Source organism: Stenotrophomonas sp. STEN063 (assembly GCF_056854515.1).
The window spans coordinates 46,996-62,685 of the sequence record NZ_JBXFWF010000020.1 but is presented as its reverse complement, the minus strand read 5'-3'; the positions used below and the strand labels follow the sequence as shown (position 1 = coordinate 62,685).

General features: G+C 64.7%; 13 protein-coding genes. 11 read left to right on the top strand and 2 right to left on the bottom strand.

Annotated elements, in window-relative coordinates:
* Window positions 1-291: 291 nt before the first annotated feature.
* Together AC1VWL_RS07565 and AC1VWL_RS07560 are read right to left on the bottom strand one after the other, a co-directional pair.
* Window positions 292-921: a hypothetical protein gene (locus tag AC1VWL_RS07565; RefSeq protein WP_482986284.1), complete on the bottom strand. Its 630-nt coding sequence runs from the start codon at window positions 919-921 to the stop codon at window positions 292-294.
* A gap of 76 nt (window positions 922-997) precedes the next feature.
* Entirely contained in the window at window positions 998-3,436 is a 2,439-nt protein-coding gene (locus AC1VWL_RS07560; RefSeq protein WP_481534070.1) for a penicillin-binding protein 1A, read from the bottom strand.
* A 214-nt stretch (window positions 3,437-3,650) separates the two neighbouring features.
* Between AC1VWL_RS07560 and AC1VWL_RS07555 the strand changes: the two genes are divergently transcribed.
* From AC1VWL_RS07555 to AC1VWL_RS07505, 11 genes are all read left to right on the top strand, one after another.
* On the top strand, window positions 3,651-4,709 hold the full coding sequence (locus tag AC1VWL_RS07555; RefSeq protein WP_481534071.1) for a pilus assembly protein PilM: 1,059 nt from the start codon (window positions 3,651-3,653) through the stop codon (window positions 4,707-4,709).
* Window positions 4,709-5,467, top strand: a complete 759-nt coding sequence (locus AC1VWL_RS07550) for a PilN domain-containing protein (RefSeq protein ID WP_481534072.1) — start codon at window positions 4,709-4,711, stop codon at window positions 5,465-5,467. The genes AC1VWL_RS07555 and AC1VWL_RS07550 overlap by 1 nt, the downstream gene beginning before the upstream one ends.
* Entirely contained in the window at window positions 5,464-6,138 is a 675-nt protein-coding gene (locus tag AC1VWL_RS07545; protein WP_481534073.1) for a type IV pilus inner membrane component PilO, read from the top strand. The genes AC1VWL_RS07550 and AC1VWL_RS07545 overlap by 4 nt, the downstream gene beginning before the upstream one ends.
* A gap of 2 nt (window positions 6,139-6,140) precedes the next feature.
* Window positions 6,141-6,671 carry a pilus assembly protein PilP gene (locus AC1VWL_RS07540; protein ID WP_481534074.1) on the top strand — a complete coding sequence of 177 codons (531 nt, stop codon included), beginning with the start codon at window positions 6,141-6,143 and terminating at the stop codon, window positions 6,669-6,671.
* Window positions 6,672-6,690: 19 nt separating this feature from the next.
* Window positions 6,691-8,592 (top strand): type IV pilus secretin PilQ, encoded by a 1,902-nt coding sequence (locus tag AC1VWL_RS07535; RefSeq protein ID WP_482986283.1) that lies wholly within the window; start codon window positions 6,691-6,693, stop codon window positions 8,590-8,592.
* 101 nt (window positions 8,593-8,693) lie between these two features.
* Window positions 8,694-9,713, top strand: a complete 1,020-nt coding sequence (locus AC1VWL_RS07530; RefSeq protein WP_482986282.1) for an AAA family ATPase — start codon at window positions 8,694-8,696, stop codon at window positions 9,711-9,713.
* Window positions 9,714-9,780: 67 nt separating this feature from the next.
* Window positions 9,781-10,713: a DUF58 domain-containing protein gene (locus tag AC1VWL_RS07525; protein WP_482986281.1), complete on the top strand. Its 933-nt coding sequence runs from the start codon at window positions 9,781-9,783 to the stop codon at window positions 10,711-10,713.
* Window positions 10,713-11,165 (top strand): DUF4381 domain-containing protein, encoded by a 453-nt coding sequence (locus tag AC1VWL_RS07520; RefSeq protein ID WP_482986280.1) that lies wholly within the window; start codon window positions 10,713-10,715, stop codon window positions 11,163-11,165. The genes AC1VWL_RS07525 and AC1VWL_RS07520 overlap by 1 nt, the downstream gene beginning before the upstream one ends.
* Window positions 11,165-12,163, top strand: a complete 999-nt coding sequence (locus tag AC1VWL_RS07515) for a vWA domain-containing protein (RefSeq protein WP_482986279.1) — start codon at window positions 11,165-11,167, stop codon at window positions 12,161-12,163. The genes AC1VWL_RS07520 and AC1VWL_RS07515 overlap by 1 nt, the downstream gene beginning before the upstream one ends.
* Window positions 12,142-13,971, top strand: a complete 1,830-nt coding sequence (locus AC1VWL_RS07510) for a vWA domain-containing protein (RefSeq protein ID WP_482986286.1) — start codon at window positions 12,142-12,144, stop codon at window positions 13,969-13,971. The genes AC1VWL_RS07515 and AC1VWL_RS07510 overlap by 22 nt, the downstream gene beginning before the upstream one ends.
* On the top strand, window positions 13,968-15,647 hold the full coding sequence (locus AC1VWL_RS07505; RefSeq protein ID WP_482986278.1) for a BatD family protein: 1,680 nt from the start codon (window positions 13,968-13,970) through the stop codon (window positions 15,645-15,647). Before AC1VWL_RS07510 ends, AC1VWL_RS07505 begins: the two co-directional genes overlap by 4 nt.
* Window positions 15,648-15,690 lie beyond the last annotated feature (43 nt).

Below are 15,690 nucleotides of genomic sequence, written 5' to 3'. Positions count from 1 at the left end.
TTTTTTTTTCTCCCCGCCCCAACTAATAGCCGGGGTGGGCCTTTTGCGCCCTCGCTCTGGGCTCTCTGTTCTCCGGGCCGGGCCCCTTCGCGCGGTGTCGCGCGCCACTACGTTCCCTCCCTTTGCCGCAGGCAAGGGGGGGGTTGGGGAGGGGTAGCTTCTTCGGCTTTTCGTGCGTTGCCAGCGTCGCGGCTTACGCCGCTCCCACAAGCGCAGATAGTTGTCCGGTAGTGCCGAGCCATGCTCGGCAAGGGCTTTACCAGGAATGCGTCTGCCGAGCATGGCTCGGCATTACCGCTGTTCTTGCGCCAGCAATTGCCGCAGCTGCGCCAACGTCGCGCGCGGCAGGGGCTTGCCATCGTCCGCCGAAACAGGCGGCTGCCGCAGTGCATCCTCGGGCAGTACGACCAGTTCGAAGGCGATGCCATCGGCGGCGAACTCGCAGCCTGGATAGTGCTGTTTGGACGAATGTCCCGCCAAGCGCAGCGACCAGGTGCGCGCCTCGGCAGGAATGTGCTGTTCGTGAAGAAAGCGCTGCACGGCATCGGGATCATCGCAATGCAGGTGCAGGATGACCGGGCTGTCGCCGGCGGCCAGCCCGCTCAGCACCGCGCCGGTCAGGCGTGGCTGGAAGGCCTGCAGGAACTGCATGGCCTGCACTGCTGATTCGCGGCGCTCGTGCAGCGCGCCGGGTTGGCTGGCGGAGGCGAACAGCAACTGATGCTCGCGCAGCGCCTGCTCGATCTCGCCCAGGCGGGGCCACAAGGCTTCGCTGGCGACGCCGAGCTTTGCGGCGGCTTTGCGGCGGGCGTGTTCGATGTCGTGGATGCCGCTTTCGGCGATCAAGCGGGCGGCCTCCTGCGCGATCAATTGCCGTTCGCGGGCATTGCGCGGGAGGGAGTGCGGTGGCGTTGACGGCATCGGGCTCTGGCCTTGGGGGTGCTGGCCCGATTGTAGGCAGGCGGCGGGGCTTGCGTCCCGCCGCCTGCTGGGTTGATCAGAAGATGTCGAACGCGGCGTCGTTGGTCGCGTGGTCCTGCTGGCCGAAGTCGAAGTCCTGCACGCGATCCAGGTCTTCGGTCTTGACCCATTCCGTGGCGCCGTTGATGGTCGCCTGCACCATGCCGGACGGTGGGTCGTTCCTGGCGATGGGAGCGTCCTTCAGCGCAACGCGCATGTAGTCGATCCAGATCGGCAGGGCTGCCTTGCCGCCGTATTCGCGGTAGCCCAGCGAGCGGAAGTCGTCGCGGCCGACCCACACGGTGGTTGCCAGCGGGCCGCCGAAGCCGGAGAACCAGGCGTCGCGGTGGTCATTGGTGGAACCGGTCTTGCCGCCCACGTCTTCGCGGCCCAGGACCTTGGCCGCGGTGCCGGTGCCGCGCTGGACCACGTCACGCATCATCGAGACCAGCTGGTAGGCGGTGCGTTCGTCGATGGCGCGCGGCGCAGTGCGGGCATCCGGGTTCACCGGCTTTGCCGGCTCGATGGCCTCAGGCTTGGCTTCTGCCGGCTTGGCGGCAACCGGAGCGGGTGCCACCTCGGCGCCGAAATTGAAGCCGTCCACCACCTGGCTCACCGGTGCGGCGCCTGCGGTCGAGGTGCCGCCGCAGCCGCGGCAGGCCATGGCCGGGTTTTCCTTGAAGATCACGTTGCCATCGCGGTCCTTGATCTCGTCCACGACCCAGGTGTCCACGCGTGAGCCGCCGTTGGCGAACACCGCGTAACCGCGGGCGACCGACAACGGGGTCAGCGAGGCGGTACCCAGCGACATCGACAGGTTCGGCGGCAGCTCGGCTTCCTGGAAGCCGAATTCGCTGATGTACTTGCGCGCATAGTCCACGCCCATGCTGTCGAGCAGGCGCACGGATACCAGGTTGCGTGATTGCACCAGTGCTTCGCGCAGACGCATCGGGCCGCGGAAGCCACCGCCATCGTTCTGCGGCTGCCAGGTCTTGCCGCGACGGTCGCGGAATACCACCGGTGCATCCAGCACGATCGAGGCCGGGTTGAAGCCCTTGTCGAAGGCGGCCGCATAGATGAACGGCTTGAAGCTGGAGCCGGGCTGGCGGCGTGCCTGGGTGGCGCGGTTGAACTTGTTGCCGGCAAAGCTGAAGCCGCCGACGAGGGCGCGCAACGCGCCGCTTTCAGCGTCCACCGAGACCAGCGCACTTTGACCGCGCGGGATCTGGTCGATCAGCCATTCGCCTTCCTTGCTGCCAGCGCGCACGCGGATCATGTCGCCGCGGGTGGCCAGCTTGGCGGGGCTGCGGTTGGTCCAGCGGCTGGACGCCACCGGCAGCACCAGTTCGCTGCGGTCGGCCAGCACCACGGTGATGCTGCCGTCGGCATGGGTGGCCGAAACCACGGCAGCCTGCAGGCCCGATTGGGTCGGGATGCCGGCGATGTGCCGGGCCAGCGCGGTGCTGTCGGCATCGGCAGCGACATCGAAGTGCTGTTCGACGCCGTGCCAGCCGTGGCGGTGGTCGTAGGTGTGCAGGCCATCGCGCACCGCCGTGTTGGCGGCGTCCTGCAGCTGGCCATTGATGGTGGTGGTGACGTGGTAGCCCTTGTTGAGCACGTCGCTGCCGTATTTGGCGATCATTTCCTGGCGCACCAGCTCGGCCACGTAGGGTGCATAGACCTGAACCGGCGGCTCGTGCGGGCTGGCATGCATGGCCACGGCCTTGGCGGCATCGGCCTCGGCCTGGCTGACGTAGCCCAGGTCGGCCATGCGCTGCAGCACATAGTTGTCACGGCGCTGGCGTGCGCGCTCGGGGTTGCTCAGCGGGTTGCCGCTGGAGGGGAACTTGGGGATGCCGGCCAGCGAGGCCATTTCGTCCAGGTCTAGGTCACCCAGCTTCTTGCCGTAGTAGTACTCGGCCGCGGCGCCGATGCCATAGGCGCGGTTACCGAAGAAGCTCTTGTTGAGGTACAGCTCGAAGATCTCGTCCTTGCTCAGTTCGCTCTCGATTTTGCGGGCGAGCAGGATTTCGGCGAACTTGCGGGTGTAGCTGACCTCGCTGCTGAGGAAGAATTGCCGCGCAACCTGCTGGGTGATGGTCGATCCACCGGGTACACCGTCCTTGGAACCGGTGCGCGCGATCAGCCAGACGGCGCGGGCAATGCCCTTGTAGTCGATGCCGTCGTGTTGGTAGAAACGGGCGTCCTCGGTGGCCAGGAAGGCCTGCTTCAGGCGCTCCGGGACGTCCTTCATCTGTACCGGGTAGCGGCGGGTCTCGCCGAATACCGCCATCAATTTCCCTTCGTTATCATAGACATACATCGGCTCCTGCAGCTCGACATTGCGCAGCGCCTGCACGTCCGGGAGCTTGGACGAGACAACGTAATAGAGTGAACCGATGGCGATTGCGCCGACCAGGGAGAAGGCGACAAAGAGGGCCAGCAGCCAACGCAGCCAGCGACGAAAACGTGGCATCCAGAAGTCCCGATTGCGGTTTTTGTAGCCGCAGAGTATAGATTACGCAGGGGAGCGGCTGGGGCCGCATCCTGGGGAGAGCAAATGGGATACAGCTGGGCGACGTGATGCAGATCGCGTCTCGCATTCCGGATGGTTGCCATTTGCTGAAAAAACGTTATTAATGCGCCGACGCAAGACTTGCGTCCAAGTGCCCGTCGGCAGGGGAGAATCCGTGGGGCTTATCCCAAAGAGTCAGACGCCCATCATTGGCGTCGACATCAGTTCGACTGCGGTAAAGCTGCTTCAGCTTTCCCGCAGCGGTAACCGTTTCCGCGTGGAACATTACGCTGTGGAACCTCTTCCGCCGAATGCGGTGGTGGAGAAAAACATTGTCGAAGTCGAAGCAGTCGGCGAAGCAATTCGGCGGGCTGTTGCGCGTTCGGGAAGCAAGGCCAAAGGGGCGGCCGCTGCTGTTGCGGGCTCTGCGGTGATCACAAAGGTGATCCCGATGCCGGCGGACCTGGACGAAAGCGATCTGGAAGCACAGGTCGAGCTGGAGGCGGTGAACTACATCCCGTACCCCATCGACGAAGTGAACCTCGATTTCGAAGTGCTGGGTCCAGTGCCGAACAATCCAGAAATGGTGCAGGTACTGTTGGCCGCGTCGCGCTCGGAGAACGTGGAGCTGCGTCAGTCCGCGCTCGAGCTGGGCGGGCTGACCGCCAAGGTGATGGATGTGGAGGCGTTCGCGATCGAGAACGCGTTCGCATTGGTCGCCAGCGAGCTGGCTGTACCCAGTGATGGCGTGGTGGCGCTGGTCGATATCGGTGCAACCATGACCACGCTCAACGTATTGCGCGGTGGCCGCAGCCTGTACAGCCGCGAACAGGTGTTCGGTGGCAAGCAGCTCACCGACGAGGTGATGCGCCGCTACGGCCTGAGCTACGAGGAAGCAGGCCTGGCCAAGCGCCAGGGCGGCTTGCCGGAGAGCTACGAGGTTGAAGTGCTGGAGCCGTTCAAGGAGGCGACGGTGCAGCAGATCAGCCGCCTGTTGCAGTTCTTCTATGCGGGCAGCGAGTTCAACCGCGTTGACCACATCGTGCTGGCCGGCGGCTGTGCGGCCTTGATCGGCTTGCCGACCATGGTCGAAGAACAGCTTGGCGTGGCGACCTCGGTCGCCAACCCCCTGGCGCAGATGACGCTGGGGCCGAAGGTCCAGGCGCATGCACTGAACCAGGATGCGCCGGCACTGATGATCGCGACGGGTCTGGCCATGAGGGGGTTCGACTGATGGCACGGATCAACCTATTGCCATGGCGCGAGGAGCGCCGCAAACAGCGTCAACGTGAGTTCTACGGGATGCTGGGCTTTGCTGCGCTCAGTGGCGTTGTGCTGTCAGGCTTGCTGTGGTTTTACTTCAGCCAGCAGATCAGCGGGCAGAACGAGCGCAATGCCTACCTTGAGACCGAGATCGCCAAGGTCAAGGAACAGAACAAGGAAATCGATCGCCTGGACGAGCAGAAGAAACGTCTGCTGGACCGCAAGGCGGTGATCGAGGAGCTGCAGGGCAAGCGGTCGCAGATGGTGCACCTGTTTGATTCGTTGGTGCGCACCATTCCCGATGGCGTGGTACTGACCGCGCTGAAGCAGGAAGGTGAGACCCTGACGCTGGAAGGCCGTACGCAGTCCAACGCCCGTGTCAGTGCCTATATGCGCAATCTCGAGACCTCGGGCTGGATGAGAAACCCGGAGCTGACCATCATTGAGGCGCGTGCGCAGGATCCGCAGCAGAAGGGTGGTGCGGTTGTCGACATCAAGTCCCTGCCGTACGTGTTCACGCTGAAAGTGCAGCTGCCTGCACCCAGCGATGGTCAGGCCGAAGCTGATGCCGCGCTGACCGCAGCTGATGCCGCGGCGGTTGCACCGGCTACTGGTGCTGCGCCTGGAGCTCCCGCTGCTGCAGCGCCGGCTGCACCGGCAAGCGGGGCGGAGAAGCCAAAGGGCGAGACAGCGCCAGCAGCGCCGGCGCAGAAGGAGGCCCGTTCGTGAGCAAGAAATTCAACGCCAAAGAGCTGGATTTCAACAATATCGGCGCCTGGCCGCGCAACGCGAAAGTCGTGTTCTGCGTGTTGCTGTCCTTGCTGATCCTCGGCCTGTCTTACCTGCTGATCATCAGTGGGCAGAGAGGGGAGCTGGAAAACCTGGTGAACAAGGAAGCGACCTTGCGCCAGAGTTTCGAGACCGAGCAGAAACGTGCGGTCAACCTGGAGCCTTTGAAGCAGCAGCTGGCTCAGATGGAGCAGGTGTTGCAGCAGATGCTGCGCCAGTTGCCCAGCAAGACCGAGATGCCGGATCTGATCATCGACGTTTCGCAGACCGCGTTGTCCAGCGGCTTGAACAACGAGTTGTTCAAGCCCGGTGACGAGACCTTGAAAGAGTTCTATGCCGAAAAGCCGATCGCGCTGCGCCTTGTTGGCAGCTATCACCAGTTTGGTGCGTTCGTCAGCGGCGTGGCCTCATTGCCGCGCGTCGTCATCCTGACCATGCATGACATCAATCTGCAGCCCAAGGGCGGACAGGGCGTGATCACGCCCGGTGGCGCGCTGGAGCTGTCCGGTACGGTCAAGACCTATCGGTACCTGGATGACACCGAGTTGGCTGACCAGCAAAAGGCGGCCGCCGACGCGGCTGCCGAAGCCAAGAAAAAGGGAGGGAAGTGATCATGCGTGGTATTTCCTCCCTGGCGTTGGGTATGGCTTGCGTGGTGCTGCTGGGCGGTTGCGCCCGCGGCATCACCAGCACGCCTGGCGAAGCGCCCAATCTTGAAAAGTGGATGGCCGACGTGCGTGCACGTCCGGCCGAGCCCTTGCAGCCTCTGCCGGTGATGCAGCAGTTCGAAACCTTTGAATATTCGGCGCAAGGCCTGCGCGATCCGTTCAGTGATGCCTGGGTATCCGATGATGGCAACAGCCAGTTGCGGCCGGATCCGAACCGCCGCAAGGAACCGCTCGAAGGGTTCCCGCTGGACAGCCTGGACATGGTTGGCACGATCGGTAGCGGCGCGGGTGCCGTGGCACTGGTGATGGGGCCGGACAAGGTCACCTACCGTGTACGTCCTGGGGTGTACATGGGTCAGAGCGATGGCCGTGTGACTGGCGTACGCGAAGACGGGATCGAGTTGATTGAACTAGTGCCGGACGGTGCAGGTGGCTGGCTGGAACGCCCAGCTTCGCTTGCACTGGACGATCGTTGATTGATTAGGGGATAGCACGATGACTTTTACCAAAGCCCTGAGCCTGCGTCCCATCCGGCGCCATGCACTGGTCCGCGTCTGCGCCCTGGGAGTGGCGCTGGCAGCGGTGTGCGGCTCTTCCTACGCAGCACAGCCTGTTGCGGGTGTAGGCGGCGCAGCCGCAGCCACCCAGCAGGCGGTGAAGGCGGTTTCCGTAACCAAGATCGACTTCAAGCGCGGCGATGATGGTGCCGGGCGGCTGATCATGCAGTTCGACGGCCAGGGCGCAAGCCCGGACCTGCGCAACCAGGGCAACAACGTCGTTATCGACGTTGGCAACGCCGTGTTGCCAGCCGAGCTGCAACGCCCGCTCAATGTTGTTGATTTCGCCACGCCGGTGCAGCGTATCGATGCCAAGCCGTCCGGGCAGGGCTCGCAGCTGGTGCTCAGCACCAATGGCGCATTCGATTCGCTGGCCTATCAGTCCGGCAATGAGTACGTGGTCGAGATCACTCCGCGCCAGGCCGAGGTGGCTACCGGTGCGGTGACGTCCAGGACGGTTGCGCAAGCGGCCGCTACCGTCGCGGCACGTGGCTACAGTGGCCGTCCGGTGACCTTCAACTTCCAGGACGTGCCGGTGCGCACCGTGCTGCAGTTGATCGCCGAGGAGTCCAATCTCAACGTGGTCGCCTCCGACACGGTGCAGGGCAATGTGACCCTGCGCCTGGTCAACGTGCCGTGGGACCAGGCACTGGACATCGTGCTGCGCGCCAAGGGCCTGGACAAGCGTCGTGATGGTGGCGTGATCTGGGTTGCACCGCAGCCCGAGCTGGCCAAGTTCGAACAGGACAAGGAAGACGCGCGTATCGCCATCGATAACCGCGTTGACCTGATCACCGACTACGTGCAGATCAACTACCACAGTGCCGAGGCGATCTTCAAAGCGCTGACCGAGGCCAAGGGGATCGGCAACAACAATAACAATGGCGGCGGTGGTGGTAACGGTAACAGCACCGAGCAGGAGAACGGCTTCCTGTCGCCGCGCGGCCGTCTGGTAGCCGATGAACGCACCAATACGCTGATGATCAGTGACATCCCGAAGAAGGTCGCGCAGATGCGTGAACTGATCGGGGTGATCGATCGACCCGTGGATCAGGTGCTGATCGAAGGCCGTATCGTGATCGCAACCGATACCTTCGCCCGTGACCTGGGTGCCAAGTTCGGCATCGGTGGCACCCGCAGCTACAACAATGGCAGCAACGTCGGCACGATCGGCAGCGGCACCAGTGGTACTGGCAACGCAAGCCGTGGGCTCAATGTCAGCTTGCCCGCCGGCACCTTCACCAGCGTCAAGGCGGGTGAGGCTCCGAGCATCGCCTATACGCTGCTGGGCGCGAATTTCAACCTGGACCTGGAGCTTTCCGCGTTGCAGGAAGAAGGTCGTGGTGAAGTCATTTCCAATCCGCGTATCGTCACCGCCAACCAGCGCGAAGGCGTCATCAAGCAGGGTAAGGAGATCGGCTATGTCACTATTACCGGTGGTACCGGTGGTGCTGCGGCAACGCCGAACGTCCAGTTCAAGGAAGTGCTGCTGGAGCTAAAGGTCACGCCGACCATCACCCAGGACAATCGTGTCTTTCTCAACATGAATGTGAAGAAGGACGAAATCGACTCCTATCTGGAAGTGGCGGATTTTGGTGTTGTCCCGATCATCAATCGTCGCGAAATCAACACCGCGGTGTTGGTGGATGACGGCCAGACAGTTGTGGTCGGCGGCGTGTATGAGTTCAATGACCGGACCAGCATCAGCAAGGTGCCGTTCCTGGGTGACATCCCGTTCCTTGGCAACCTGTTCAAGAAGCGCGGTCGCTCCAAGGACAAGGCTGAGCTGCTGGTGTTCGTGACCCCGAAGATCCTGCGTGTAGCCAAGGCTGCCAGGTAAGCGCTTGTTACGTCTAAGGAAAAGGGCCGCTATTGCGGCCCTTTTCCGTTTGCAGGACGGCGTTTGGAACCATTTCATCGCAGATCAGTCAAACTGCGCCTATGAACCTGCCTCCCGTGCTGCCCAATCAAGACGATGCGCCGGTCCGCGACAGCGGCCTGCATCAGGAATTCACCGCGCTGCGTGACGCCCTCGCCGGCGAGATCGTCGGCCAGTCGTTGTTGGTCGACCGGTTGCTGACCGCGCTGTTGGCGGACGGCCACCTGCTGGTGGAAGGGGCGCCTGGCCTGGCCAAGACCACCGCCATCCGTGCCTTGGCCTCGCGGATCGACGCCAGCTTCGCGCGTATCCAGTTCACCCCGGACCTGCTGCCTGCGGACCTTACCGGTACCGATATCTGGCGCTCCCAGGAAGGTCGCTTCGAGTTCCAGGCTGGGCCGATTTTTCACCCGATCCTGCTTGCCGACGAAATCAACCGTGCCCCGGCCAAGGTGCAGTCGGCGTTGCTTGAAGCGATGGGTGAGCGCCAGGTGACAGTCGGACGCAACACCTATCCGCTGCCAGAGGTGTTCCTGGTGATGGCCACGCAGAACCCGATCGAGCAGGAAGGGACCTTCCCACTGCCCGAGGCGCAGTTGGACCGCTTCCTGATGCATGTGCGCATCGGTTACCCGGATGCTAGCGCCGAGACCGAGATCCTGCGGCTGGCACGTGAGCGCGCCTTGCGCGCGATGCGGCCGCAGCACGTGACCATCGAGAAGATCTCGCTGCAGAAGATCGAGCAGGCGCGCCGCGAAGTCCTGGAGCTGCATATGGCACCGCAGCTGGAGCGCTACTTGATTGCGCTGGTACTGGCCTCACGTGATGCCAGCGCGTATGACGGACAGCTGGCCAGACGCATTGCTTGGGGCGCAAGCCCACGCGGTTCGATTGCGCTGGAACGCTGCGCACGTGCGCGCGCCTGGTTGGCCGGTCGCGATTACGTCACCCCTGACGACATCCGGGCGGTGGCAGCCGATGTGCTGCGCCACCGCGTGCTGCCCAGCTACGAGGCTGCGGCCGAGGGCTGGGATGGCGAGCGCCTGGTGGCGGCGCTGCTTGACTGCGTGCCCCTGCCCTGAGGCTGGGTGTGATGACGGATGCCGATGATCGGATGATCACGAGGCCGCGTTTGCACGCGGGTCAGCGATGACTGCGTCCACAGCCCGGCAAGCGCAGACGAGTGCGACCGCCGAAGGTGGCATACGTCCGCAGTTGGCCGAACTGATCGCGCTGCGCGGCGCTGCCAACGGCGGCCGCAAGGCTCGCCGCGGGCACTACGCGGTCAGCGGACGCGCCGCCTCGATGCTGCGTGGCCGTGGCATGGAATACGCCGAGTCGCGTGAGTACGTGCCCGGCGACGACGCGCGACATATTGATTGGAAACTGACCGCACGCACCGATGCCACCCATACCAAGACGTTCCAGACCGAGCGCGAACGGGTCACCTTGTTGATTGCCGATACGGCTGCGCCGCTGTACTTCGGCACGCGCGTGCGTTTCAAGTCGGTGCAGGCTGCGCGGGCTGGTGCGGTGGCTGCGTGGTCGGCGTTGCGCGATGGCGACAGGATCGCAGCGTTGCGGGGTTCCGCGCAGCAAGCGCTGGTGCCACCGGCAGGCGGAACGCGTGGTGTATTGCGAGCGCTGGATGCACTGGTGCGCTGGTACGGTGAACGGCCCGCTGATGATGGCGGATTGCAGTTGGCGCTGGAGCAGGCTGCGCGCGTATTGCACCCAGGCGCGCGCGCGGTGGTACTGGCTGATCCAGCCAGCGCGCAGGCCGTACCGGCCGTTACCTGGTCGGCGCTGTCGATGCATGTTGAAGTGGAGTTGGTGTTGTTGCTTGATCCCCTGGAAATTTCACCGCCGCACTGCGTATTGCCGCTTGCAACACAGTCCGGTCGAATGCGGCTGGACCTGGCTTCAGCCGCCGTGCGCGACGCTTGGCACGATGCCCTGGTCGCCCCGGTAGAAGAGCTGTGCCGGCAACTGCCGGGTCGCCGTATCCGCGTCAGTACCCTGGTGAGTGACGATGCCAGCGATGCCTGGCTGGGCGCGGCGCCAAACCGGAGCGTGGGTTGATGGCTGCGCAATTGCCGCTGCGTGATGTGCACTTGCCGACTGCGCCGGGTTGGTGGCCGTTGGCGCCGGGTTGGTGGCTGCTGATCGGCGCGGTGGTGCTGGTTGCCGTCGCAGTGCTTGCTGTTTATCTCATTCGTCGGCGCCGGTTGCAGCGCTGGATGGCCCTGTTTGACCGTCAGCTACAGGCGGCGCCGCAGGGGCCTGCCAAGCTTGCCGCAGCCTCGGAGTTGCTGCGTCGCGCAGCGCGGCGGCTCGATTCGCAGGCGGTGCAGCTGCAGGGCGATGCGTGGCTGCGTTTCCTCGATGGAGCCAAGGGCAATGACTTCAGCGGCGGCGACGGACGTCTGCTGCTGGACGGAGGCTTCCGTCCACAGCTTGAGGCTGCGCAGGTTGAACGTGCCTGCCAGTTGGCTCGGAGCCGCTTCCTGCAGTTGATGGCCGGGCGGCGCTGATGCAGGACATGATCTCCCAATGGGCGGGCCTGTTGCCGGATTTTGCGTGGCCGTGGGCATGGCTCGCGCTGCCATTGCCGCTGTTGATGCGACTTTGGCCGCTGCGTGAACAAAGTGGTGCTGCCTTGCGCGTGCCCTACGAACCATCGCGGTTGCAGGGCCAGTCGTCCTCGCGTGGCGGTGCAGTACTGCAGGCGCTGCTGCTGTGGCTGGCCTGGTTGTGCCTGTGTGCTGCAGTGGCGCGCCCGCAGCAGCTGGGTGAGCCGATTGAGCCGCCGCGACAGGGGCGGCAGATGATGCTGGCGGTGGACTTGTCCGGCAGCATGAGCGAGCCGGACATGCAGCTTGGCGGCCAGGTTGTGGACCGCCTGACGGCTGCCAAGGCCGTGCTGGCGGATTTTCTCGACCGCCGTGAAGGCGATCGCATCGGCCTGCTGGTGTTCGGCCAGCGTGCCTACGCATTGACGCCGTTGACCGCCGACCGTGCCACCGTGCGTGATCAACTTCGTGACAGCGTGGTTGGCCTGGCCGGGCGTGAGACCGCATTGGGCGATGCGATCGCGCTGTCGGTCAAGCGCCTGCGCGAACAACCGCAGGGGCAGCGCGTGCTGATCGTGTTGACCGATGGCGTCAATACCGCCGGCGTGCTGGAGCCGCTGAAGGCGGCCGAGCTGGCCAAGGCCGAAGGCGTGCGCGTCTACACCATCGCCTTTGGCGGCAGCGGCGGCATGTCGTTGTTCGGCGTGCAGTTGCCCGGTGCCGATGACCAGGTGGACGAAGCCACCTTGACAAAGGTGGCTGATGAAACCGGCGGTCGCTTCTTCCGCGCCCGCGACACCGATGAACTGGTCAACATCTATGCCGAACTGGACCGGCTGGAGCCGGTGAAGGACGCTGGCCCGGCAGTGCGACCACGCATCGAACGCTATCCCTGGCCGTTGGCGTTTTCCTTGTTGCTGGGGGTGGTGGCATTGGCCTGGCGGGGGCTGCGGTCATGATCAATTGGCAGGATCTGCACTTTCTGCGCCCGGAGTGGCTGTGGGCTTTGTTGCTGGTGCCGGCAGCCTTGCTGGGCAGCTGGTGGCGGCGTCGGCGCAGTGCGCGTTGGCACGAGGCGGTGGACCCGCACCTGCTGGCCCACCTGCTGGCTGATGGCGGCAAGCGCGGATGGTGGGGTAGCGCGGCGTTGGCACTTGGCTTGACGTTGGCGGTGCTCGCGCTTGCCGGCCCGAGTTGGCGCCAGCTGGAGCAACCACTCTGGGAATCGAAGACGCCGCTGGTGATCGTGCTTGACCTGTCCAGCAGCATCCGCGCCACCGACCTGCCGCCGTCGCGCTTGCTGCAGGCGCGGGCGAAGCTGGCCAGCCTGCTACGTGAGCGCAAGGGCGGCGAAGTGGCCTTGGTCGCTTTCGCCTATGAGCCATTCACCGTGGCACCGCTGACCGATGACGCGGCCAATGTCGCCCTGTTCCTGGACGCCTTGGCGCCGGAAGTGATGCCGGCTGATGGCCAGCGTCCGGACAAGGCATTGCGCTGGGCTGGCGATCTGTTGAAGCGGTCCGGCGCGCGCAACGGCGAGATCCTGCTGCTGAGCGATCACGCTGATGCAGCGGCGGTGGCGGAGGCCGGCAAACTGCGCGTCGCCGGTTACCGGGTATCGGCGATCGGTCTCGGCAGCCTGCAGGGCGCGTCTTATCGGGATCCGCGTGGGGCCATAGAACAGGCGCATCTGGATGAAGCGTCATTGCGTGCGTTGACGGCAGCCGGCGGTGGCGGCTACCAGCGCATTGCAAGCACCTCGGCGGACCTGCAGGCCTTGGGCGTGCTGGAACCAACGGACGGTGCGCAGGATCGTGAGCAGCTGGCCAGTGCTGGCAAGCAGTGGCAGGACGAGGGCTATTGGTTGTTGCCGCCGCTGCTGTTGCTGGCGGTGTTCGCGTTCCGTCGTCCACGCCGGGTGCTGCCGGTACTTGCGCTATGCCTGATGCTGCCGGTGCTGCAGCCTGCACACGCGGCCGAGCAGGGCGGCTGGTGGCAGCGCGCCGACCAGCGCCAGCACCAGCGTCTGGGTGAAGGTGTGGAAGCGTACCGGCTTGGTGATTTCGCCACCGCACAGAAAAAATTCGAAGGTATCGACAACGAGCAGGGCTGGTACAACCTTGGCAACGCGCTTGCCCGCCAAGGCAAGTACGACGAAGCCATCGCTGCTTACGATCGCGCACTGAAGGCGCATCCCGGGATGCAGGACGCGGTGGCCAACCGTGCCGCGGTGGATGCCGCGCGCAAGCGCAAATCGCAGCAGGGCCAGCAAGGCAATCAGCAGAATCCGTCCAAGCCGCAGCAGGGCAAGGACCAGCCCGGGCAGCAGAGTCCGCCACAGAACGGGCAGCAGGATCCTTCGCAGCAGAATCAACAAGGCCAACAGCAAGGGCAGCAGGGTCAGCCGCAGCAGGGTCAGCAATCGAACCCGCCGCAACAGGGCCAGCAGTCCCCTGAGCGCAATCCGCAGGCGGATGCCAAATCGTCATCCGGCAAGGATCAGTCGCCGCCACAGGGCGAAGATGCAGGCAGGCAGGAGCAGGCCGATCAAGCGCAGAGTCAGCGCATGGCCGAGGCCATGCGTCAACAACAGGCGCGCGAAGGTGAGCAGCAGAACGCGGCCGCACTGGCGGCAATGACACCTGCGCAGCGTGAGCAGCAACAGGCCGTGGAGGCGTGGATGCAGCGCGTGCCGGATGAGCCGGGCGATTTGTTGAAAGCGAAATTCCAGCTCGAATACGAGCGGCGGATGCGGGAAAAGCGATGAGAAAGAATCACACCGGCAGTGGCATGCAGCTGTGGCTGTTGCTCGGCCTGCTGGCTGTCACCGGACTGTTGCAGGCGCAGACACGTGCCTGGTTGGACCGCGACAGCATCAAGCAGAATGAGTCGGTCACGCTGACCATCGAAACCGACCAGTCCGGCAGCCCGGACTATGCGCCACTGGAAGCCGACTTCGTGCTGGGTGCACAGAACAGCAGCCGCCAGCTGCAGATGGGCGGTGGCGCTTCGCGCAACTACGCCCAGTACGCGGTGGCGCTGACACCGCGCCGCACCGGCATGCTCGACATCCCGGCGCTGCGCGTGGGGGGCGGCAGCACCACGCCTTTGTTGGTGAAGGTTGAGGAGGCACCGGTCGCCAGCCGTGACGGCAATGCAGTGGCTTTCATCGAGACCGAGGTCGATGACAAGCAGCCCTACGTGCAGCAGAGCGTGGGTGTGGTGGTGCGGCTGTACTTCGCCACCCAGCTGGCATCTGGTGAACTGGTGCTGGATACCCCGGCTGCGGCGTCGTTGCAGCGCGTTGGCGATGACCGCACTTCCGTGCGCGAAGTCGGCGGACGCCGTTACAACGTGGTCGAGCGCCGTTTCCTGTTGATTCCCGAACGCAGCGGCCCCTTGCAGGTGGCCGGCGCCCGTTTCAGCGGGCAGGGCGCAGGTGGCTTCTTTGACGATTTCTTCGGCCGCGACAATGGCCAGCTCAGCGCCCGTGGTCCCGACCAGACCTTGCAGGTGCGCGCGACGCCCGCCGGTGCAGCGCAACCGTGGCTGCCGCTGAAGAACCTGCAACTGCGCTATACCGCCGCGCCCAACAGCGGGCGTACCGGTGAGGCGATTGCGATCGAAGTGGAGGCAATCGCCAGCGGTGCCACCAAGGCACAGTTCCCGGAGTTGCCGGTGCCGTCGCTGGGCGACAACGCGCAGGTGTTCGCCGAACCACCGCAGTACGATGAAACCTTCGAGGGTTCCAGCCCGCAGTTGAAGTTGACCCGGCGCTATTCGATCGTGCCGCAGCAGGCCGGCGTGCTGAGCGTGCCGGGGATACAGATGCAATGGTGGGACGTGGCGGCAGGACAGGCGCGCAGCACCTCGCTGCCTGCGTTGTCGTTGCAGGTTGCCCAAGGCAGCAGCAGCGGCATGGTCGCGCCGCCACTGGTGCAGCCGGCAGTGGCCGGGTCTGCCGCAGTGGCTGCAGGCAACGCGCTGGCGGCGTCGCCGGACGGCGGGAGCACGTGGCTGTGGCCGGCGCTGGCGGCCGGTTTCGCCTTGTTGTGGCTGGCCACGCTGATCTGGGGGCTGTCGCGCCGGCATGCTCCAGCGGTGGCCCGCGGCGGGCCTGCAGCGCAAACGGCCAGCGCTGGTTCGCGTTACAGCACGGCAGACCTGCGCCGCGCCCTGGATGCGGGCAGCCTGGACGAGGTGGCACACATACTTGCCGCGATGGGCGGAGTGGATGGTCTCGACGCGGTGCTGCAGAAACTGGATGACCCGGCACAACGCGATGCGCTGCAACGCATGCAGCGTGCCCGCTGGGGCGGCGAGGGCGACGTGAGCGCCGCGCGAGCGCAGTTGCGCGAGGTATTCAAGGCCGGTCCGCGCTGGCGGCAAACCACAGTGGTGGAAAAACCGTTGTTGGACCCTCTCTATCCAGGACAAGGCTGAAAAAGGCGGCTGTACATCGTCTGTTAAGCTGACCCATTCTCTG